This is a genomic window from Pseudomonas sp. 5Ae-yellow (assembly GCF_014077575.1).
Taxonomy (GTDB): domain Bacteria; phylum Pseudomonadota; class Gammaproteobacteria; order Pseudomonadales; family Pseudomonadaceae; genus Halopseudomonas; species Halopseudomonas neustonica.
On sequence record NZ_JACGWE010000005.1, the window covers coordinates 25,907 to 45,595 of the forward strand.

The 19,689-nt window shown below is 58.1% G+C and carries 21 protein-coding genes and 1 pseudogene; 14 read left to right on the forward strand and 8 right to left on the reverse strand.

Translation table 11 applies throughout. The features are described from left to right. Positions 1-15: 15 nt before the first annotated feature. Positions 16-555 carry a twin-arginine translocation pathway signal protein gene (locus H4J77_RS04785; RefSeq protein ID WP_123888177.1) on the reverse strand — a complete coding sequence of 180 codons (540 nt, stop codon included), beginning with the start codon at positions 553-555 and terminating at the stop codon, positions 16-18. Positions 556-627: 72 nt separating this feature from the next. Then, positions 628-2,070 (reverse strand): coniferyl aldehyde dehydrogenase, encoded by a 1,443-nt coding sequence (locus H4J77_RS04790; RefSeq protein ID WP_182247274.1) that lies wholly within the window; start codon positions 2,068-2,070, stop codon positions 628-630. Between the two features lie 178 nt (positions 2,071-2,248). Here H4J77_RS04790 and H4J77_RS04795 point away from each other — a divergent pair, with 178 nt between their 5' ends. After that, complete coding sequence (locus H4J77_RS04795; protein WP_123888179.1) at positions 2,249-2,908, forward strand: TetR/AcrR family transcriptional regulator; 660 nt, start codon at positions 2,249-2,251, stop codon at positions 2,906-2,908. Here H4J77_RS04795 and H4J77_RS04800 read toward each other — a convergent pair. From H4J77_RS04800 to H4J77_RS04815, 4 genes are read right to left on the reverse strand one after another with little or no spacing between them, the layout of a single operon-like run. Further along, the gene (locus H4J77_RS04800; RefSeq protein WP_123888180.1) at positions 2,875-3,879 is read right to left on the reverse strand and encodes a hydrolase; all 1,005 of its coding nucleotides are present in this window, start codon (positions 3,877-3,879) and stop codon (positions 2,875-2,877) included. The two genes, H4J77_RS04795 and H4J77_RS04800, sit on opposite strands and share 34 nt — an antisense overlap. Further along, positions 3,876-4,451, reverse strand: coding sequence for a 16S rRNA (guanine(966)-N(2))-methyltransferase RsmD (gene rsmD / locus H4J77_RS04805; RefSeq protein WP_182247276.1), 576 nt, complete (start codon positions 4,449-4,451; stop codon positions 3,876-3,878). Before rsmD ends, H4J77_RS04800 begins: the two co-directional genes overlap by 4 nt. Then, positions 4,448-6,022: a pitrilysin family protein gene (locus H4J77_RS04810; protein ID WP_182247278.1), complete on the reverse strand. Its 1,575-nt coding sequence runs from the start codon at positions 6,020-6,022 to the stop codon at positions 4,448-4,450. Before H4J77_RS04810 ends, rsmD begins: the two co-directional genes overlap by 4 nt. Next, a complete protein-coding gene (locus H4J77_RS04815) occupies positions 6,019-7,368 on the reverse strand; it encodes a pitrilysin family protein (protein WP_182247280.1) in 1,350 nt (449 codons plus the stop codon). Before H4J77_RS04815 ends, H4J77_RS04810 begins: the two co-directional genes overlap by 4 nt. 173 nt (positions 7,369-7,541) lie before the next feature. Between H4J77_RS04815 and ftsY the strand changes: the two genes are divergently transcribed. The 5 genes from ftsY (at position 7,542) to H4J77_RS04840 (ending at position 12,245) form a co-directional block, all read left to right on the forward strand. Continuing rightward, positions 7,542-8,747: a signal recognition particle-docking protein FtsY gene (gene ftsY, locus H4J77_RS04820; protein WP_182247281.1), complete on the forward strand. Its 1,206-nt coding sequence runs from the start codon at positions 7,542-7,544 to the stop codon at positions 8,745-8,747. 36 nt (positions 8,748-8,783) lie between these two features. Further along, entirely contained in the window at positions 8,784-9,446 is a 663-nt protein-coding gene (ftsE, locus tag H4J77_RS04825) for a cell division ATP-binding protein FtsE (RefSeq protein ID WP_123888185.1), read from the forward strand. 2 nt (positions 9,447-9,448) lie between these two features. Next, positions 9,449-10,447 carry a permease-like cell division protein FtsX gene (ftsX, locus tag H4J77_RS04830; protein WP_182247283.1) on the forward strand — a complete coding sequence of 333 codons (999 nt, stop codon included), beginning with the start codon at positions 9,449-9,451 and terminating at the stop codon, positions 10,445-10,447. A 224-nt stretch (positions 10,448-10,671) separates the two neighbouring features. Then, entirely contained in the window at positions 10,672-11,535 is an 864-nt protein-coding gene (rpoH, locus tag H4J77_RS04835; protein WP_123888187.1) for an RNA polymerase sigma factor RpoH, read from the forward strand. A 98-nt stretch (positions 11,536-11,633) separates the two neighbouring features. Next, entirely contained in the window at positions 11,634-12,245 is a 612-nt protein-coding gene (locus tag H4J77_RS04840; protein WP_182247285.1) for a hypothetical protein, read from the forward strand. Between the two features lie 44 nt (positions 12,246-12,289). Here H4J77_RS04840 and mtgA read toward each other — a convergent pair whose 3' ends face one another. Further along, a complete protein-coding gene (mtgA, locus tag H4J77_RS04845) occupies positions 12,290-13,024 on the reverse strand; it encodes a monofunctional biosynthetic peptidoglycan transglycosylase (RefSeq protein WP_123888189.1) in 735 nt (244 codons plus the stop codon). Between the two features lie 52 nt (positions 13,025-13,076). On the opposite strand from mtgA, the gene H4J77_RS04850 reads away from it, so the two are divergent. The 6 genes from H4J77_RS04850 (at position 13,077) to H4J77_RS04875 (ending at position 17,381) form a co-directional block, all read left to right on the forward strand. Continuing rightward, the gene (locus tag H4J77_RS04850; protein ID WP_123888190.1) at positions 13,077-13,451 is read left to right on the forward strand and encodes a DUF423 domain-containing protein; all 375 of its coding nucleotides are present in this window, start codon (positions 13,077-13,079) and stop codon (positions 13,449-13,451) included. A gap of 117 nt (positions 13,452-13,568) precedes the next feature. After that, entirely contained in the window at positions 13,569-13,769 is a 201-nt protein-coding gene (thiS, locus tag H4J77_RS04855; protein WP_123888269.1) for a sulfur carrier protein ThiS, read from the forward strand. 19 nt (positions 13,770-13,788) lie between these two features. Then, positions 13,789-14,580 carry a thiazole synthase gene (locus tag H4J77_RS04860; protein ID WP_123888191.1) on the forward strand — a complete coding sequence of 264 codons (792 nt, stop codon included), beginning with the start codon at positions 13,789-13,791 and terminating at the stop codon, positions 14,578-14,580. 66 nt (positions 14,581-14,646) lie between these two features. Further along, entirely contained in the window at positions 14,647-15,375 is a 729-nt protein-coding gene (gene trmB, locus H4J77_RS04865) for a tRNA (guanosine(46)-N7)-methyltransferase TrmB (RefSeq protein WP_123888192.1), read from the forward strand. Between the two features lie 378 nt (positions 15,376-15,753). Then, the gene (locus H4J77_RS04870; RefSeq protein ID WP_123888193.1) at positions 15,754-16,071 is read left to right on the forward strand and encodes a helix-turn-helix domain-containing protein; all 318 of its coding nucleotides are present in this window, start codon (positions 15,754-15,756) and stop codon (positions 16,069-16,071) included. Then, positions 16,071-17,381, forward strand: a complete 1,311-nt coding sequence (locus tag H4J77_RS04875) for a HipA domain-containing protein (RefSeq protein ID WP_123888194.1) — start codon at positions 16,071-16,073, stop codon at positions 17,379-17,381. The genes H4J77_RS04870 and H4J77_RS04875 overlap by 1 nt, the downstream gene beginning before the upstream one ends. Positions 17,382-17,657: 276 nt before the next feature. Here the strand turns inward: H4J77_RS04875 and H4J77_RS19920 are convergent. Further along, positions 17,658-17,874, reverse strand: a pseudogene (locus H4J77_RS19920) (transposase); the annotation flags it as partial. A 309-nt stretch (positions 17,875-18,183) separates the two neighbouring features. On the opposite strand from H4J77_RS19920, the gene H4J77_RS04880 reads away from it, so the two are divergent. Both H4J77_RS04880 and gloA read left to right on the forward strand, forming a co-directional pair. Further along, entirely contained in the window at positions 18,184-19,044 is an 861-nt protein-coding gene (locus tag H4J77_RS04880) for a crotonase/enoyl-CoA hydratase family protein (RefSeq protein ID WP_123888195.1), read from the forward strand. Between the two features lie 87 nt (positions 19,045-19,131). Continuing rightward, positions 19,132-19,662, forward strand: a complete 531-nt coding sequence (gene gloA, locus H4J77_RS04885; protein WP_123888196.1) for a lactoylglutathione lyase — start codon at positions 19,132-19,134, stop codon at positions 19,660-19,662. Positions 19,663-19,689 lie beyond the last annotated feature (27 nt).

Here is a 19,689-nt window from a genome sequence, read left to right on the forward strand (position 1 = left end):
GGAATCGGTTCTGAATCAGATGACGGGTGGGCCGGGATAGCCGGTCGTTGCCCATGATTGGGGCAGGGCGTACCAGGACATCTGCAATAGCTGCGTCAGGGTCTTTTGCCCCTGACGCAGCATGTCAAAACGGCTATCGCGCCAGCGCAGTAGAAATGCCTCAATCTGGTCGGGGCTGGCCTTGGCCATGTCACCCCACACACCGGTCAGGGGGCCGCGTGTGACGGGCATGCTCAGTAGGCCGAGCAGGTCCAGTATGCTTTTCTGGACAAAGGGAGAAGTTCGCTCCAGCGTCCAGTCCAGCTGTGCGCTTGCCTTGGCAATGGCGTCGGACGATTCAGCGAAGGCTGGGTGGGGGCCAATGATGGCTGGGTACAAAGCCGCCAGCAGTGGCAGGTCGGATTCGCGTAGTACCTTGAATTGCGGCGCAGCATGCTCGGAGGTGCAGCCAGTAAGGCTGGCAGTCAGGCCGACGGTGCTCAGGGCCAGGCTGGCGCCCAGCCCCAGTTTCAAGAGGCTGCGTCGGCCTAGCTGTGGATTCAGATTAGGGTCCATATAGTCCTGCTCTTTGTTTTTATTCTGGCCGAGCGCATTGAGCACGCCGGCTGTTTCTATCGTGCGTCCTGCTCAACGCAGGAACAGTTTGTACACCATATTCAGTAGTTTGCCGCCGTAGGGCGGATAAATCGGCCGAGAGCCATTGAAGCGCTGTTTGATATAAACGCTCTTGGCTTTGCTCATGGTCAGAAAGCCCTCGTGGCCGTGGTAATGGCCCATGCCGGAGGCGCCAATGCCGCCGAAGGGCATGTCGTCCTGCGCGACATGAAAGATGGTGTCGTTGATGCACATACCGCCAGCGTGGGTCTGCTCCATCATGCGCTGCTGCTCGGCCTTGTCGTAGCCGAAGTAGTAGAGCGCCAGTGGGCGCGGTCGGTCGGCGATATAGTCGAGTGCTTCTTGTAGGCTGTCGTAGGGCACGATCGGCAACAAGGGACCAAAAATCTCATCCTGCATCAATGTCATGTCGTCGCTGACGTTGAGGATCAGCGTGGGTGGCAGGATACGACTGTCACTCAAATCTTCGTTGGCAGGGTTGATCGGCAAGAGGCGCGCGCCTTTGGCCTCCGCATCCTGCAGGTAGCCTTGCAGACGCAGATATTGGCGCGGGTTGATGACCTGGGTGTAATCCGGATTGTTAAGTAGCTTGGGATACATTTTTTCCAGTTGGGTGCTCAGGGCCTCTACCAGGCCTTCGACACGCGCGCGCGGGCATAGAATATAGTCTGGCGCCACGCAGGTCTGACCAGCATTCATCCCCTTGCCGAAGGCGATACGCTCGGCGGCATCCGTCAGCGGCACATCGGCGGAAATGATGGCCGGGGATTTACCGCCCAATTCCAGGGTGACGGGGGTAAGGTTGGCCGCGGCGGCGCGCATGACATGCCGGCCGATGCTGGTAGCGCCGGTAAACAGCAGATGATCAAAGGCCATCTGCGAGAAGGCCATACCTACTTCAGCTTCGCCGGTAACGACCGCGACCTGATCCTCCTTGAATACCTCAGCGAGTACCTTGCCCAGCAACTCGGCGGTAGCCGGGGTCGACTCGCTCATCTTGATCAGCGCGCGATTCCCGGCGGCAACGGCGGTCACCAACGGACCTATGGCGAGAAAGAGAGGGTAGTTCCACGGCACTATGATGCCGATCACCCCCAGCGGCTGATATACCACCTGCGCTTTGCCCGGTTGAAAGGCCATACCAACCTTGCGCTTGGAGGGCTTCATCCAGCCGCGAATGTGTTTGCAGGCGTACTTGATACCTTCTACTGCTGGCAGAATTTCAGCGAGTTTGGTTTCGTCGGCAGAGCGTCGACCGAAGTCGGCGTTGATCGCGCTAATCAGCGCGTCCTGGTGCTTTAGCAGGGCGGATTTTAATGCGTTGAGTTGCTGTATGCGGCTATCGGCATCCGGCATGGGAGCCGCTCGATAAGCTGCGCGTTGCTGCGCAAATAGCTCATGCATGCGGTCAATGGAGTGCTGCTGGTCCTGCATGTAAGCAATATCGGCTACCATGGGTGCCTCCGCAAAAGGGCTGGCTCTCGATCGTCAGCTCTTGTTGTTTGTGGGTTGCTTGGATGAGTGCGCTTTCTATATTGCGCTGGTCCATTAAAGCGTCTTGCTGTAACGCGTCAGGTATTTTTAGAGTATTTGCTCTAAACTGTCAAATTCATCTACCAAACGGTATTCAGGCATGAAAACCCGCGACCGCATCCTTCAGGCTAGCCTGCATCTCTTCAACGAGCAGGGTGAGCGCGCTGTTACCACCAATCACATCGCTGCGCATCTGGGCATGTCGCCGGGCAATCTGTATTACCACTTCCGTAACAAGCAGCAGATTATCGCCGAGCTGGTGGCTGCATATGAGGCGAATGTGGAGGGTTATCTGCAGGTGCCGCAGGGGCGGCCGCTCGATTTGCAGGACAAGGCAAATTATCTGGAATCGATCAGTCAGGGACTATGGCAGTACCGTTTTCTGCTGCGTGATCTAGAGCATTTGGTCTCCGCCGATCCTGACATGGCTGAGCGCTATCGGCAGTTCTCCCGGCGTTGCCTGCATAGTGGACAGGCGATCTATCAGGGGCTGATTGATGCAGGCGTTCTCTGTGCCCGGCGCGCCAACCCAGAAGTATTGGCGCTGAATTCCTGGTTGCTGATGAACAGTTGGGTAAGCTTCCTGTGCACTACGGTGCTGGAGGCCGATCAGACCGAGCTGACGCCCGCTATGTTGCGTCGCGGCGTATATCAGGTGCTGGCGCAGGAAATGGGTCTGCTGACCGAGCAGGCAAGGCCGGCGGTTGAGGCGTTGTTGGCTGAATATTATCTGCCGCTGGAAGGTGTGACTGCGAGCTGAGCCGCCAGCCACTGTGGAATCCGGCGTTCGAGATAATAGCTCGGCTGCCATGGCAGGCCTTCGATAAAGCCCACGTGACCGCCACTCTGATGTAATTCGAATTCAGTGCTGGCGGACAGCTCGCTGGTTTGCGGCAGGCTGTGCGGGTAAACAAAAGGATCGTTCTGCGCCTGAATGATCAGTGTCGGGGTGGCAATAGTACCGAGGAAGTAGCGGCTGCTGCACTGGCGATAATAGTCCTGAGCGCTGTCATAGCCATGCAGAGGCGCGGTAACCCGCCCATCAAAATCCCAGAAACTGTCCATGCCCTCAAGCGAGCCCAACGCATCAAGTCGTGCGTATTCGGCGTCTTTGCCCTGATGCTGAAATAGGCGTTTTTTGTTGGCAACGTAGGCCAGCATGTCGCGCATGAAGCGGCTTTGATAGACGCGCGAGAAGCCAACCTGCAGGCGATCGGCGCATTGATCCAGCCGGAAGGGAACCGAGACGGCGACCGCCGCTGTCAGTCGCGACTCGGCGCCGGATTCGCCCAGATACTTAAGCAAGACGTTGCCGCCCAGCGAGTAACCCGCAGCGACCAATGGCTGATCAGGGTTAAGCTCGCGAACGTAGCCGATGACCTCGGCCAGATCGTCGCTGGCACCAGAGTGGTAGGCGCGCGCGCTGTGGTTGGGCTCGCCGGAGCAGCCGCGCCAGTTGACCGCCACGCTGCGCCAGCCGATGGCAGCCAGTGCCCGCTGCTGGCCGAGAATATACAGCGATGCAGAGCTGCCGGTGAGGCCATGCAAGAGAATGGCGATAGGCGCTGGCGGCTGTGCGCTGCCGTACCAGTCGAGGTCCAGATAGTCGCCGTCGCTCAGCGTCATGCGCACCCGCTGGCGTTCCAGGCTGGGCGGCCTGCGCAGCAGGGGGCCGAACAGCGTCTGCAGATGACCGCCCGGCAGCCAGTGAGCGGGGCGATACAGGCTCACGCCTGGCGGCGCCAGAGGCTATACCAGACTTGCCCGGCGCGCTTGTCGCGATGCAGTTGCCAGTTGCTCGGCAGGCTCAGGCGGCTGGGCGAGTTTTCGCTTTCGACGTAGATAAGCGCGTCGTCGGTCAGCCAGGCATTGGCCTCCAGCGCCGTGCAGGCGGGCTCGAGTAAATCCTGATGAAAGGGAGGGTCGAGAAAAACGATGTTGTAGGCCTCAGCGGGTGGTGTGCCGAGCAGCGCCAACACATTTTCCTGTCGGACCTCTGCCTTGGTACATTGCAGCGTGGCTAGATGCTCACGCAGTGAGGCGACCGCGTCGCGGCTCAGATCGACCGCCAGGGCCCAACTTGCGCCGCGTGATAGCGCCTCCAGCGTCAGTGCGCCGCTGCCGGTAAAGGGATCAAAGCAGCGAGCGCCCTGAATATCGCTGCTAAGCCAGTTGAACAGGGTTTCGCGTACCCGGTCTGCGGTTGGCCGCAGGCCGGGTTGCTCGGTAAAACTGAAGCGCCGGCTGCCCCACTCGCCGCCAATGATGCGCAGTTGTCCAATCTTGGCTTTAGGCTGCTTCATGGTTTGGTCTCCGCTGGCTTGGTTGCGTCGTTTTCGCTTGCTGTCTCGGTTGCTTCAGGCGCACTTTCGCCGCTGGTTGCGTCCTCTTCTGGCTGTGGCGGGCCGACGGTGATGGTAACGCGATGGGCCAGGTCCAGATGCGCTGCAAAGGCAGCCTGAATTTGCTCGACCGTTAGCGCCTGAACCTGATCGAGGAACAACTGCATATTGTTCAGCGGCAGATTATAGAAGCCGATTGCGGCCAATTGGCTGACGATCGCGCTGTTGCTGGCGGTACTCAACGGAAACTCGCCCAGAATCTGCTGCTTGGCGCGTACCAGTTCAGCTTCGGTTGGTCCCTTGGCGATAAAGTCATCCAGGGTGCTATTGACCACTTCCAGCGCCAGTTCAGTCTGGTCGCTACGTGTCTGTAAGCTGATGCTGAAAGGACCGGGCGCCTGCATGGGGGTAAAACCACTACTGACGGAGTAGGCCAGGCCGCGCTTTTCGCGCACCTGTTCCATCAGGCGCGAGCCAAAGCCTGAACCACCGAGGATCTGGTTGCCCAGATAAAGCGCGGCGTAGTCAGGGTCGCCGCGTTTGATGCCTTGCTGACCGACAATGACCTGTGTCTGCTCGCTGTTGAAGTCGATCTGCTTTTGGGTTGCAGCCACGGGCTCGGGATCGGGCGTGGTCGGCGCTGCCTGGCCTTCCGGTAGCGCGTCGGCCAAATGCTGCGCCAACTGCTCTGCCTGGTCGCGATCAATGTCACCTACCAGCGCGATCACGGCATTACCGGCGGCGTAGTAGGTTTGGTGGAAGCGTTGCAGATCGGCGCGGCTTATGACTTTCAGGCTGTCAGTTTCGCCATCCGGCAAGTTGCCGTAGGGGTGATTCGGGTAAAGCGTTGACCAAAAGGCTTCGCTGGCCAGTGAGCCCGGGCGCTGCATGCGGTACTGCAGGCCGGCCAGCATCTGCTCGCGCACGCGGGTTACGGCCTTTGCCGGGAACGCAGGCTGCGCCAATACCTGAGCGAACAGCGCTAATGCCGGTTCCAGCTTATCGCTGTCGGTCAGGCTGCGCAGTCTGACCAGGCCCATGTCGCGGTATGCACCGTTACTGAATTCGGCACCGAGTCGTTCGAAGCCGCTGGCGATATCGTCCGCGCTCAGGTTTTTGGTGCCTTCGTTAAGCAGCGCGTTGGTCAGCATGGCCAGGCCGGGCTGGTCGCCGTCGCGGCTTGCGCCGGCAGCAAACAGCAGCTGTACGTCGAGCATCGGCAGCTCTTCGGCGCGCATGTAATAGACCTTGGTTCCCTGTGCAGTGGTCCAGTGCTGCAGGTCCAGCCCGCGTCGTGCCGGTGGCGTATCGAGGTCCAATTGCTCCAGCGACTGCAGCGCTGGTAGCGGCGAGCCAAAGACTTCTGCGGCCGTATCCGGCTCGGGGGTGTTGGCCGGTTCTTCGGTATCAGGCGTGGGTTTGGGTTGCGCCTCTGGTGCGGGTGACTGCTTGAGCAATACCGCCAACATGACGCCAAGCGCGACGATTGCGAGCAGCCAGCGGAGCAGGGCAAAGGGCTTTATTGACTTCATTGTTGAGCCTCCTTGGCCAGTGGCAGCACTGTTGTACGGGTCATCCGTTCACGCACCAGATAGCGGCGTGCGACGTCGCTGATTTGCTCGGGGGTGATGGCCTTGAGTGCGTCAACATCCTGATCTATCAGCTCCCAGGACAGTCCTGCGCTCTCCAGCGCACCAATACGGTTGGCTTGAGTGTTGATGTCATCCTGCGAGTACACCAGTTCAGCGACGAGTTGCGCCTGAACGCGTGCCAGTTCTTCAGCGCTGGGCGGCGTTTTCTTGATGGCGTCAATTTGCTCCCACACGCCTTGCTCAAGCTGAGCCAGATCAACGTTGCGGGACAGGTTGGGAATGCCGCTGAGGATGAACAGGCTGTCACCTCGGCTGAAGGGGTCGTAGTGGGTGCCCACGCTGGTGGCAATGTTGCTGCCGCGCTCCAGGTTGCTGGCGAGGCGGGCACTGTGACCGCCGTCGAGCACCGCATCGAGCAGGCGCAATGCATGCACCTCCCAGGGCTGTGCACTGGTAGTCAGGCTGGGAACGTTGAAGCCAAGCATCAGCGTAGGCAGCTGCACATCCAGGTGTTGCACCAGGCTGCGCTCACCGCCAGCGGGCAGCTCAAGTGGCGTGCGAATAGGCACCGGAGTACGCGCTGGTACGGCACCAAAGTAGCGCTCGACCAAGGGTTTGACGGTCTCGGGATAGACATCGCCAACAATAACCAGGGTGGCGTTGGCTGGCACATAGTGAGCGCGGTACCAGGCCCGCAGGTCTTCAATCTGCATGCGGTCAAGATCGTGCATCCAGCCGATCACCGGCTGACCGTAAGGGCTGGCCATGTAGGCCTGGGTCAGGAAGCGCTCGTAGGCCAAGCCATTGGGGTTGTCGTCGACGCGCATCCGACGCTCCTCCTTGATGACTTCTATTTCCTTGAGAAACTCGTCTTCCGGCAAGCTCAGTTGATGCATGCGTTCGGCTTCCAGCTCCAGCGCAACCGGCAATTGATCACGGCTGAGGATCTGGTAATAGGCGGTATAGTCACGCGTGGTCATGGCGTTCTCGCTGGCGCCCAGGCTGCCGAGTAGACGAGATGCCTGGCCGGGCTCGAGGTTTTTGCTGCCCTTGAACATCATGTGCTCCAGCGCGTGCGAGAGACCGGTCTGCCCCGGCGGCTCATCGCTGCTGCCGACCTTGTACCAGACCTGCGATACGACGACAGGCGCACGATGATCTTCACGGATGATCACCTTGAGACCGTTGTCCAGTGTGTAGCTATGCGTTGGTTGTCGTGATTCGTTGGCTACCGCGGTAAACGAGAGCAGGGGAAGCGTTAGCAGTACAAAGATCAGCCGCAACATTCGTTGGATCCTGTGGGGCAGTGGTGGTCGGTAGTAGCCAAGGTGTTATCTGATCGGCAGATTACGTCTCGGCAGCGTCCGGGGGTCATACCGCCAATGGCGGAAGTGGGGTAGGATAACCCAACCTTCAATATGGCGAAGCATTCGCCGTCAGACTCAGATAGTGACCCTTCATGTTTGGTTCCAAAGACAAGCCAGAAAGCCCCGAAAACAAAGCCGCCGACTCGGCCGCCAAGCCGGAAAAAAAAGGTCTGTTTGGCTGGGCGCGACGTAAAGAAGCGCCCGCCCCCGCCCCCGAGCCCGAGCAGGATGCGCCAGCACCGCTCAGCCAGCAACTCGATAGCGTAGAGGCCCGCGAGCAGGCGGCCCGTGAGGCAGCTGCTTCATTGTTCTCCGAGCTGGGGCAAAGTGCCGCTGAGCCGGTTGCCGAGCCGCAGCCGGTTGCCGAGGAGGAGTCCAAGGGCTTTTTCTCGCGGATGAAAAAGGGACTGTCCAAGACCAGTGCCAATCTTGGCGAGGGCATGGCCAACATGTTCCTCGGCGAGAAAGAAATCGACGATGAGCTGCTGGAGGAGATGGAAACCCGGCTGCTGATGGCCGATGTGGGTATTGAGGCGACCACGCTAATTATGGAAAGCCTGCAAGAGCGCGTAACGCGGCGCCAGGTATCTAGCCGCAAGGCCCTCTATCGCGCGCTGCAGGGTGAGCTGGAGGCGCTGCTGGTTCATGTTGCCAAACCGATGGAAGTCGACAGCAGCAAAAAGCCCTATGTGATTCTGGTGGTGGGCGTGAATGGGGTGGGTAAAACCACGACCATCGGCAAGTTGGCTAAGCGCCTGCAGAGCGAAGGCAAGCAGGTGATGCTGGCTGCTGGTGATACCTTTCGCGCAGCTGCCGTTGAACAGTTGCAGGTCTGGGGTGAGCGCAACCAGATTAGTGTTGTTGCACAGCACACGGGCGCTGATTCCGCGTCAGTCATTTTCGATGCGCTGCAGGCGGCCAAGTCGCGCGGTGCTGATGTGTTGATTGCCGATACCGCGGGGCGTCTGCACAACAAAGATCACTTGATGGACGAGCTGGCCAAGGTCAAGCGCGTAATGGCCAAGCTCGACGTAGAGGCACCGCACGAAGTGCTCTTGGTGCTGGACGCCGGTACCGGACAGAACGCGATATCGCAGACCAAGTTGTTCGATCAGGCAGTCGGTCTGACCGGTTTGGCCTTGACCAAGCTGGATGGCACCGCCAAGGGCGGTGTGATCTTTGCGCTGGCCAAACAGTTTGGCTTGCCGATCCGTTACATTGGTGTGGGTGAGCAGATTGATGATCTGCGGCCCTTTACTGCGCCCGAGTTCGTTGAAGCCCTCTTTGGTAGCAAATAGGGTGTTTGGCAGCGAAGAGTCTGGAATCCAAACGCAATGATTCGCTTTGAACGTGTCAGCAAACGCTACCCGAACGGCCATCAGGGGTTGGATAACCTCGATCTGCACATCCGTAGCGGTGAGATGGTCTTCATCACCGGGCACTCCGGCGCGGGGAAAAGCACCTTGCTCAAGCTGATCATGTGCATGGAGCGGCCGAGTTCTGGCGCCGTGCACGTCGGCGGTCAGAATCTGCAAGAGCTGAGCAGTGATGACATTCCCTACCTGCGTCGTCAGGTGGGCGTGGTGTTTCAGAATCATCAGTTGCTGTTTGACCGCACTGTGTTCGATAACGTTGCCCTGCCGCTCGTTATCAATGGCACGCCGCCAGATGAAGTGGGCCGCCGCGTGCGTGCTGCGTTGGACAAGGTTGGGCTGCTGAGTAAAGAGGGCAGCTTACCGATTGCGCTCTCTGGCGGTGAGCAGCAGCGAGTGGGTATCGCCCGCGCTGTGGTGCACAAACCCGCATTGCTGCTGGCCGACGAGCCGACGGGTAACCTTGATCCCGCACTATCTGCCGAGATCATGGCGTTGTTTGAGGATTTTAATCGGGTGGGTGTCACCGTGTTGATAGCCAGTCACGATTTGCCGCTGATTGCCAAGCTCGATCATCGCATGCTGACCCTGGATCAGGGTCGGCTGATTACGGATGGGGAGTAGTCATGTCTGTAGCCAAGCGACCGGCTGATCCCAAACGCAAGGCGCCCAAGGGCGCTGCGCGCTCTGAGCGTAATTGGCGCCATCCGCTACGCAGTTGGCTTGGTAGCCATCGCGCCAGCGCGCGACAGGCGCTGCATCAGGTGCGTAGCTACCCCTTTAGCAGTGTACTGACCGTGCTGGTGATGACCATTGCGCTAGCGCTGCCCATGGGGCTTTCGGTGCTGATCAACCAGGTCGAGCAACTGGGCGTGAACTGGCAGAAAGCAGCGCAGATCTCGGTCTATATTGAGGACGGTGTCAGCAAGGAGCGACAGCAAGAGCAACTGGCGGCAATCAAGACGCTCTCCGGCGTGGCTAACGCACAACTGCTTGATAAAGAGCTGGCGCTGGCCGAATTCCAGCAGCACTCGGGGATGGGCGACGCACTGCTGCAGTTGAGCTATAACCCGTTGCCGAGTGTTATTGTGGTGACGCCTAGCAGTATCGAGGGCGGCGCAGCAGCTTTGGAGCCACTGCGTGACAGACTTGCAGCTATTGATGGCGTTGAGCAGGTGCAGATTGATCTACTTTGGGTCGAGCGGCTGGCTGCCATTTTGAGCATGCTGGAGCGCTTTACGGGTGGGCTTGGCCTGTTGCTGATCATCGCCTTGCTGCTGGTCATGACCAATACCATTCGTCTGGCCATCGAAAGCCGCCGGGAAGAGATTCTCGTAGTCAAGCTGGTGGGCGGGACTGACGCTTTTGTCCGCCGCCCGTTCCTGTATATCGGTGTGCTTTACGGGCTGCTGGCCGGGGTGATGGCCTGGCTGCTATTGGCGGCGGGCCTGGCCTGGTTGAATGTGACCGTGCAGCAGGTAGCCAGTCTCTATCAGAGCGACTTTGCACTGATCGGCATGCCGTGGCCGGATGGCCTGACATTGGTAATGGGTGCTATGTTGCTGGGGCTGGTCGGTGCCTGGCTAGCGGTGGGGCAGCATGTGCGGGCGATAGAGCCGCAATAAAAGCGGCTGAAAGCTTGAGGCTGGAAGCTAAAAGCAGTCCGGGCGGTTCTTGGGGTTTGTCGCATCGCCTGTAGGAAGGCGTTGACGCTGCAGGTCCGGCCCGCACGCTCGTTGGCTTCCAGCTTCCAGCTTCCAGCTTCCAGCTGGGGGCCTGAACTTTAGTCTGCGTTCACAGTCTTATTTTGCAGTGATACACTAGGTCGTCAATTTTTGGGAGTTCAAACATGAGCACTGCCTTGCTACCCGTTAACAGCTTGGTACCGGGTGCGAATCTTGAAGCCTATGTTCAGAATGTAAGCAGCATCCCGGTTCTTAGTGCTGAAGAAGAGCGGGAGCTGGCTGATCGTCTGTATTATCAGGAAGACCTTGAGGCTGCTCGCCAGCTGGTAATGTCTCACCTGCGTTTTGTTGTGCACATCGCACGCAGCTACTCTGGCTATGGTCTGGCGCAGTCTGACCTGGTGCAGGAAGGTAACGTAGGTTTGATGAAAGCGGTCAAGCGCTTTAATCCGGAAATGGGCGTCCGCCTGGTGTCTTTCGCGGTGCATTGGATTCGTGCCGAGATTCATGAGTTCATTTTGCGCAACTGGCGTATCGTCAAGGTAGCTACTACCAAGGCGCAGCGTAAGTTGTTCTTCAATCTGCGCAGTGCCAAGAAAAAGTTGTCTTGGCTGTCACATGATGAAGTGAACGCAGTGGCTGAAGACTTGGGTGTGGCGACGCGTGAAGTGCGCGAAATGGAAAGTCGACTTTATGGTCAGGATTTGGGCTTTGATGGTGCTCAAGACGAAGACGACGATGCTGCCTACGCGCCGGTTCATTACCTTGAAGACAAGCGCTATGATCCAGCAACCCAGCTTGAATCGGCTGATTGGTCTGATAGCTCCAGCACCAGCCTGCTGACGGGCCTGGAAGCCCTCGACGAGCGCAGCCGTGACATTCTTTACCAACGCTGGTTGGCGGAAGAGAAGGCTACGTTGCACGAGTTGGCCGCCAAGTATCAGGTCTCAGCCGAGCGTATTCGTCAGCTGGAAAAGAATGCGATGAACAAGCTGAAGAAGAATCTGGAAACCGAGGTTGAGCTCTGAAGCACCGCCTCCGGTTGTGACTACTGAAAGGGTATCCTGCGTGGATACCCTTTTTTGTTTGTAGAAAACCTAATTCAAAACAATAAAAGGAGTTGTGCATGACTCGTCGTCAGGGCGCTCGACTGGCCACCTTGTTGAGCGTGATTATATTGGCTTTCTTTGCCTTTGGTTTTTGGCTATCAAAGCCGCAGCAGGGTGAGCCCATGCAGTGGCGCACGGCCTATGAAGACAGCCTGTGGGGGCCGTTACAGCGCCAACAGCTGACTCTGGGTGATGCAAGCGATGCCCTGGGTCACGGTACTCTGTGGATGATCAGCTCTGAAGGTAAGCCGCTATTGGTCAGCCGCTATACGCTGGAAAGTGATGATGTCAGCTGGCGGGTGCAGGCAGTGCTGAAATTGACACCGCAGCAGCGTGACAGTCTGGTGCAGGCTCAGGCCTGGGAGCCTGAGTTGCCGGATCAGCCGATCAACTCGTCGGTGGCCGATGCGCTGAAAGATCAGCCGGTGCTGCGATTAAGCCTGATACCTTCTGAGCCCTTGGCGTTAAGTGATGTGCAAAGCACCATGGGTAACCCGGATCTGCGCCTGCCGGTGAGTGAAGGTGAAGAGGCTTGGGTTTATCCGAAGATAGGCGCAGTGGTAGCTGTGGGCGAGGAAAAAGCCTATTCGATCATGTTTGGTTTGCGTGATGATCTAAGCGGCCAGTAGGTGCCGGGACTGGGTGGCGGTAATCTGTTATTCAGGTATCAGGGTCAGTAGCGCAGTCGAAACCAGGCTAGCCAGTCGCTTCTCGCTTCCACTTTGTCCAGATACTCTCTGCCGCCTAGCTGCCGCATTTGCTGCTGTATCCATATCGCCCGGCGTTGCGCATACTGGGGTGGATTTACCGGGTCCCAGTTCAGCGGACTCGGCAATACGGCAGCCAACTGGCTGGCCTGACGGTCCGACAGATAGCTAGCGCCAATGTTGAAGTGAGTGCGCGCAGCGGCATCTACGCCGAATACGCCGCGATCCCATTCAGCAATATTCAGGTACATTTCCAGAATGCGCTGCTTGGGCCAGAGTATCTCTATCCACAGGGTGAACCACACCTCCACGCCCTTTCTTAGATAGCTGCGGTCCGACCAAAGAAAAAGGTTCTTGGCGACTTGCTGGCTTATGGTACTACCACCGCGCAGGGTCCCGCCCTGCATATTGTGTTGTATGGCCTCGCGAATTCCTCGAAGGTCAAAGCCGCAGTGTTTGGCAAAGCGCTGATCTTCAGATGCGATGACCGCCATTTTCATATTGTCAGGAATTTGCTCATATGGGCGCCACTGATACTGAATCGTCAGTGGTTGTCCGCTTTGTTTTGCCGCGTACCAGCGCTCTACCATCAGCATTGAGCCGGGCGCGGGGGCCCAGCGAAAGATGATGATCGGCAGCAGGCTCAGGAACGCGAGTATAAGCAACCACTTGGCGGTCTTGCGTAGTATCTTCTTGATCATGTGAAGTCGAATAAGTCTGTGTTCGAAATATAAACAGGAAAGGGAATATATCATGGCCAAATGGCTGCTGTTGTTCGCGTCGTTCACTGGTTTCAGCGGTGTTGCTTTGGGGGCCTTCGCCGCACATGGTTTGCGTAACAAGTTGGCGGACAATTTGCTCAATGCGTTTCAAACCGGGGTGCACTATCAGCTGTGGCATACCATGGCGCTGATTGGTGTGGCGCTATTGCTGTTGCGCTTTCCCGAGTCGGGGTTGTTCAAGGCGACAGGCGTCCTTTTTGCGCTCGGTATACTGCTGTTTTCCGGCAGCCTCTATCTGCTGGCGCTGACCGGTATAAGCAAACTGGGCATGGTGACCCCCATGGGCGGACTGACCTGGCTGATAGCCTGGGGCTGTTTTGCTGCGGGGATATGGCGCAGTCTCTAAGGCGCTATGGCGTGGTCAGCTGGCGGCAAAGCGCGGTATCATAGCGCCCTTGCTGTCGCCATGAGCGCCAGGCACGTGCCCACTTACTTTCTACACCCGGATATAACCGAGCCGCTTATGCAGATCTATCTCAATGGCGAAGCCTATTCCCTTGATCGGGTCATCAGTCTGGCTGAGCTGATCGAACTGACTGGCCTGACTGGCAAGCGCCTGGCGATTGAGCTGAACCTCGATATTGTGCCGCGCAGTCAGCACGCCGAGACGCTGTTAAGCGACGGCGACCGGGTAGAGATTGTTCACGCCATCGGCGGCGGCTAAGCCCTTTCTGGAGAACCTGATGACCGATTTGAGCCAAGATGCGTTGGAAATTGCCGGCGTCCGTTACCGTTCCCGTTTGCTGGTAGGGACCGGCAAATACAAGGATATGGCCGAAACAGGCCGTGCCATTGAAGCGTCCGGCGCCGAGATCGTGACGGTGGCTATCCGCCGAACCAATATTGGCCAGAATCCGGATGAGCCCAACTTGCTCGACGTTGTGCCGCCGGATCGTTATACCATTTTGCCCAATACCGCCGGCTGTTTTACCGCAGAAGACGCTGTGCGTACCTGCCGTTTGGCGCGCGAGCTGTTGGATGGTCACAAACTGGTCAAACTGGAAGTACTGGCTGACCAGAAAACCCTGTTCCCCAACGTAGTAGAAACGCTGAAAGCCGCCGAAGTTCTGGTTAAAGATGGGTTTGACGTCATGGTCTACACCAGCGATGACCCGATTATCGCGCGTGAGCTTTCTGCTATGGGTTGTGTGGCTGTCATGCCGCTGGCGGGTCTGATTGGCTCCGGCATGGGCATCTGCAATCCCTGGAACCTGCGCATTATTCTGGAGGAGGCGACGGTGCCTGTGCTGGTTGATGCGGGCGTGGGTACCGCGTCTGACGCGACCATCGCCATGGAGCTGGGCTGCGCCGGTGTGCTGATGAACAGTGCCATTGCTCACGCCGACCAGCCGGTGCTTATGGCTCAGGCCATGCACCACGCGGTATTGGCTGGCCGTGGCGCCTACCTGGCTGGCCGTATGCCGCGCAAGCTGTATGCCACAGCATCCTCACCGCTGGATGGCACTATCCGCTGATCTCCCGATGCCATGAAGGGTCATCGCCGTTGGCGGTGACTTTTAGAAAATAATCACGAGCCTCCCATGTCCGATACCCCTGAGTTACCTGAAAACGCCGATACCGAATCGACCTCGCCAAAGCGCCGCGCTATCCGCAGTTTTGTCATGCGCGCTGGGCGCATGACCGAGGGGCAGCAGCGCGGTATTGATCATGGCTGGCCGAAGTTTGGCCTGACCCTGGACCAGGGCTTGTTGGATCTGGACGCCGTATTTGGGCGGCAGGCACCGCGCACGCTGGAAATTGGTTTTGGTATGGGTCAATCGCTGCTGGAGATGGCGCAGGTAGCACCCGAGCAGGATTTTATCGGTATTGAAGTGCATCGCCCCGGTGTAGGCTCGCTTCTGAACGGCCTGGTCAATAGCGAGACCAGCAATGTGCGGGTATTCGACTGCGATGCCATTGAAGTGCTGAATCAAAGTATTCCGGACGCCAGTCTTGACCGTCTGCTGCTGTTCTTTCCCGACCCCTGGCATAAAAAGAAGCACAACAAGCGCCGTATTGTGCAGCTCAGCTTTGCCGAACTAGTGCGTACCAAACTCAAGCCGGGTGGCGTGCTGCATATGGCGACCGACTGGGAGCATTATGCCGAGCAAATGCTGGAGATCATGAGTGCAGCGCCGGGGTACCGTAATCAGGCCGCGGATGGCACCTACGTTCCGCGTCCGGAAGAACGTCCTGTCACCAAGTTTGAACGCCGTGGCGAGCGGCTCGGGCATGGTGTCTGGGATCTCAAGTTTGAGCGGGTAGACTGATTAACGCGATACGGCGCGGATCCGCGCGCCGTTCTCTCTGATAGCGCCGATATCCGCATGATGCTCTGCCCGCTCCCCGGGGGTCGACTGTAAGCAGCGGATACTTTTCATGGGGTTTGCCAGCGTGGCTATGGGCTTATATCCAGGGCGGCGATCCATCAAGCAGCGCTCTATCCACACGTTCGTGTGGATTCTGAATGAAAGAAAAATTCTGCAAGATAATCCTCGCGATCGCGAGGATCCATGTGTTCCTTCGGTGTAATTTGTAATTATCCTCCCGATCATGAGGTTTTCTGCTATTTTGGTAGTGTAGTCGCACTATTCCGCATGATCGCGAGGATTTAATTCAGCTCTAGATCATCTAGAACGAGGAACACAATGAAATTCGACATCAGCTCCCCAGAGCAGATCGGGCCGCTTGTGAGGGCAAGCCGCAAGGCCATGCAGCTGCGCCAGGATGATGCTGCGGGTAGCATTGGCGTATCCGAGAACTTCCTGGGCAAGGTCGAAAGGGGGGGCGAAACCGTGCAGTGGGGCAAGTTGTTCCAGGTCATGCAGGAGCTGGGGCTGTCCCTCTCGGTTGAGGTGCCGGAGCCGTTTGCTGAGGAGGTAAACGCGATTCTGGAGGTGGCCAAGGCGAAGCGAGCTCGCACAGTGCGGCCTCGCCCCCGCGTTGCCGACAGTGAGGCTGATTGATGGGGCGATCCCTCGACGCCTGGATCAACCAGGTCCGCATTGGCACCCTCCGGGAGAATAAAGGGCTTTGGGCTTTCGTTTACAGTGCGCAGTGGCTGGCCGACCCTGCGGCCTATCCGCTTTGCCCCATGCTGCCGTTGCAGGCTGAGGAACACCGTGATGGCGCCAGCCATCGCCCGGTACAGTGGTATTTCGACAACCTTTTGCCGGAGGAGGGCCAGCGCACATTAATTGCCGATGCCGCAGGGGTAACCATTGCCGACGCCTTTGCCTTGCTGCAGCACTTTGGCGCCGAGTCAGCCGGCTCTATTACCCTGTTGCCGCCGGGTGAGCTGCCGCAACCGGGTAGCACCCAGCCGCTGTCTACGGTCACCCTGTCTCAGCGTATTCAATCCATGCCCGAGGTGCCGCTGGCCCAGCGGGCAGCCAAGCGCATGTCGCTTGCTGGCGCGCAGCATAAGATGGCGGTGATCTGGCGAGAGGGTGAATTGCTTGAGCCCCTTGGCAACGAACCTTCAACGCATATTCTCAAGCCGAATCACCCCGGCGCGGATTGGCGGCATTCGGTAATTAACGAATGGTTTGTAATGACCCTGGCCGCGCGGGTCGGTCTGCCGGTGCCGAAGGTCGAACGTCTCTATGCGCTCGAGCCCGTCTTTCTAATCGAGCGCTTTGACCGGACTTTGACCCCGGATGGATGTGCGCGCCTGCACTGCATCGACGCCTGTCAGATGGATGGGCTGTCACGCGAGTTCAAATACAGCGCGGGCAACATTGAGCGCGTGGCTGATCTGGCGAGCCGTTGCAAACCAGCTGCGCTGGCGAGGTTGCGCCTGTTCGAGTGGCTGGTGTTCAACGTGCTGATGGGCAACGAAGATGCGCACCTGAAAAACATCAGTTTTTTGCTAACGGCCAAAGGCATGCATTTGGCTCCCTTCTACGACCTGCTATGTACCGCCGTGTACGGCACCAAAGCCTGCGACAAGGACCGTTGGCCCGAAGGGGCCGAGCTGGCCTGGCCAATCCTGGATCGCCAGAAGTTGCCGCAGATAGATGCCGACCTGCTGATCCAGGCCGGTCAAACCATGGGTATCAAGCCCGCCACGGCAAAGAATGCCGTGCGCAAGATGGTTGAAGCACTGAGCTCCGCCGCACCGCAGTTGCTGGAAGAGGTGCTGGCAGAAAACGCCCAGCTTGGGCATGCCCGGCCTGAGTTGAAAGCAACCTTTGCAGGGGAAGTTCGCCTGCTAAGAAGCATCAATGCGATCGTTATTCGCGAAATGGTTGGGCAGCTAGGTCGGGGGCTTTAGGGGAAGCGGCCGGCACCGGAAACAGGGAAGTAGCAGCTACGCCGAATGGGGCAACCAGATAAGCGGGGGCTTGCCCTGCAGTGGTTAACTATTTCCGGACACCGCGATAGGTGATTTCAACTCCATCTCACGCTCATAGGCGGCCCCCCACAGTTTCGAGTGCGGTTGTTCGTTGTTGTAAAATCCAACGACGCATTCAGTAATGTCGCGTACCGCCTCTGCGTGGTTGGCATAATCGCGACGCCAGACTCGCTCCATTTTCAAGCAAGGCGGTAGCTTTTTTAATAGCTCGTTGTCCACTTTGAGTTGGCGATTTTCTTTTTCCAGCTGTCGAATGCGCTGCTGCTCAGGCGTGAACGGTTTACCTATTCCGGATTACTCCAACTGCTCGGCAGTCATACTGCTGTAACCAGCGCCTAACAGCCGTGTCGCCGATATTAAGATCATGATAGACCTGCTAAACACTCAGGCCCTGGTCCTTGACCAGCTTCACGTGAAGCTGTCGTCGGGTTTTCTACGTTGGTCAGACATGCGAGGCTCTTTGATAAATGCATTTTCCACCTATCGAGGTGTCCGGGGAAATTAAGCTGCTACAAAGGCGCATGCGCGTAAGTCTTAACTAAAGGGCGGGGGGGGCGTTTATTTTTCGGTAGTGCATGCACGTATGTTACTTGACGCATACTGGATAATTACGCTTCCATCCACCCCACCAATACCCCCACATACGCCACGGTAACTCAGCTGGTTACTGTGACTGGCGGGTTCTACACTGGGCGCTATTGACCAAATAGAGAGCGCCCACATGTCTTACGAAACACTGGATTATCAGGTTGAGGATGGCATCCTCACCTTGACGCTGAACCGACCTGATCGTATGAACGCCTTCAACGGCGCAATGCGCCGCGAGCTGATTGCGGCGTTCGATGCTGCCGATGCCGATGATGCGGTGCGCGTGATCATCATGACCGGGGCCGGCAAGGCGTTCTGTGCTGGGGCTGATCTGGAGAAGGGCGGCGATACCTTCAACCGCCACAAGCGTCAGAGCGAGCCGGAAGGCGACGAGTTGCGTGATGGCGGCGGCACCGTTTCACTGCGTATCTACGAATCCACCAAGCCGGTTATTGGCGCTTTTAACGGCGCAGCCGTTGGCGTTGGCGCCACCATGAGTTTGCCGATGGACATTCGCATGGCATCCACCAAGGCGCGTTTCGGTTTTGTTTTTGCTCGTCGCGGTATCACCATGGAAGCCTGTTCCAGCTGGTTCCTGCCGCGTTTGGTCGGCCCGCAGCAGGCCGCCGAGTGGGTCTATACCGGCCGGGTATTTGGCGCTGAAGAAGCATTGAAAGGCGGCTTGGTGCGCAGCCTGCACGAGCCGGATGAACTGCTGCCAGCAGCGCGTGAGCTGGCTCGCGAAATCGCGGATAACACCTCGCCGATGTCGACCCTGCTCAACCGTCAGCTTATGTGGCGCATGCTGGGTGCCGACCATCCGATGGAAGCACATAAAATCGACTCACGGGCGATTGCCTTTATGGGCGAGTCGGTGGATGCGCAGGAGGGCGTGCAATCCTTCCTGGAAAAACGTCCCGCCAAGTTCACCCTGCGCCCAAGTCAGGATCGTCCGAGCTTCTACCCCTGGTGGCAGGACCGCCCCTTCTCCTGAGCGCTCGCAGATAGATAGGGCTGCGCTGCTGCTGGCGCGGCCCTATCAGTGTTATTCTGGGCTTTTAACCCGCTCGGGAGTAATGCAATGAGTCGCCATTTTGAACAGGCCGATGGCCTCTGCGAAAACCGCGATCCAGCCACCGAAGGCTTCGTCTTCAACCAGACCATGCTGCGTATCAAGTCGCCGGAAAAGACGCTGGATTTCTATACCCGTGTCATGGGTATGACGTTGGTCAAGAAGCTGGATTTCCCGGAAATGAAGTTCAGTCTTTATTTTCTGGCTGCCATCGACAGCCACGCCCTGGGCGATTGGTCGACCGATTCAAAGGAACGCACGATGCAGACCTTTGGCCGTCCGGCGATGCTCGAGCTGACGCACAACTGGGGCACCGAGGACGATGCCGATTTCAGCTATCACAATGGTAATGACGAGCCCAAGGGGTTTGGTCATATTGGTTTTGCTGTGCCAGATCTGACCTCAGCCTGTGAGCGTTTTGAATCCTTGGGCGTCTCTTTTGTAAAACGGCCGCAGGACGGCAAGATGCACAACATTGCCTTTATCCGCGACCCAGACGGTTACTGGATCGAGTTGTTTACGCCTGGCGGTATGGCTTGAGGCAAGCCGGGCTGGCTTGAAGTGAAG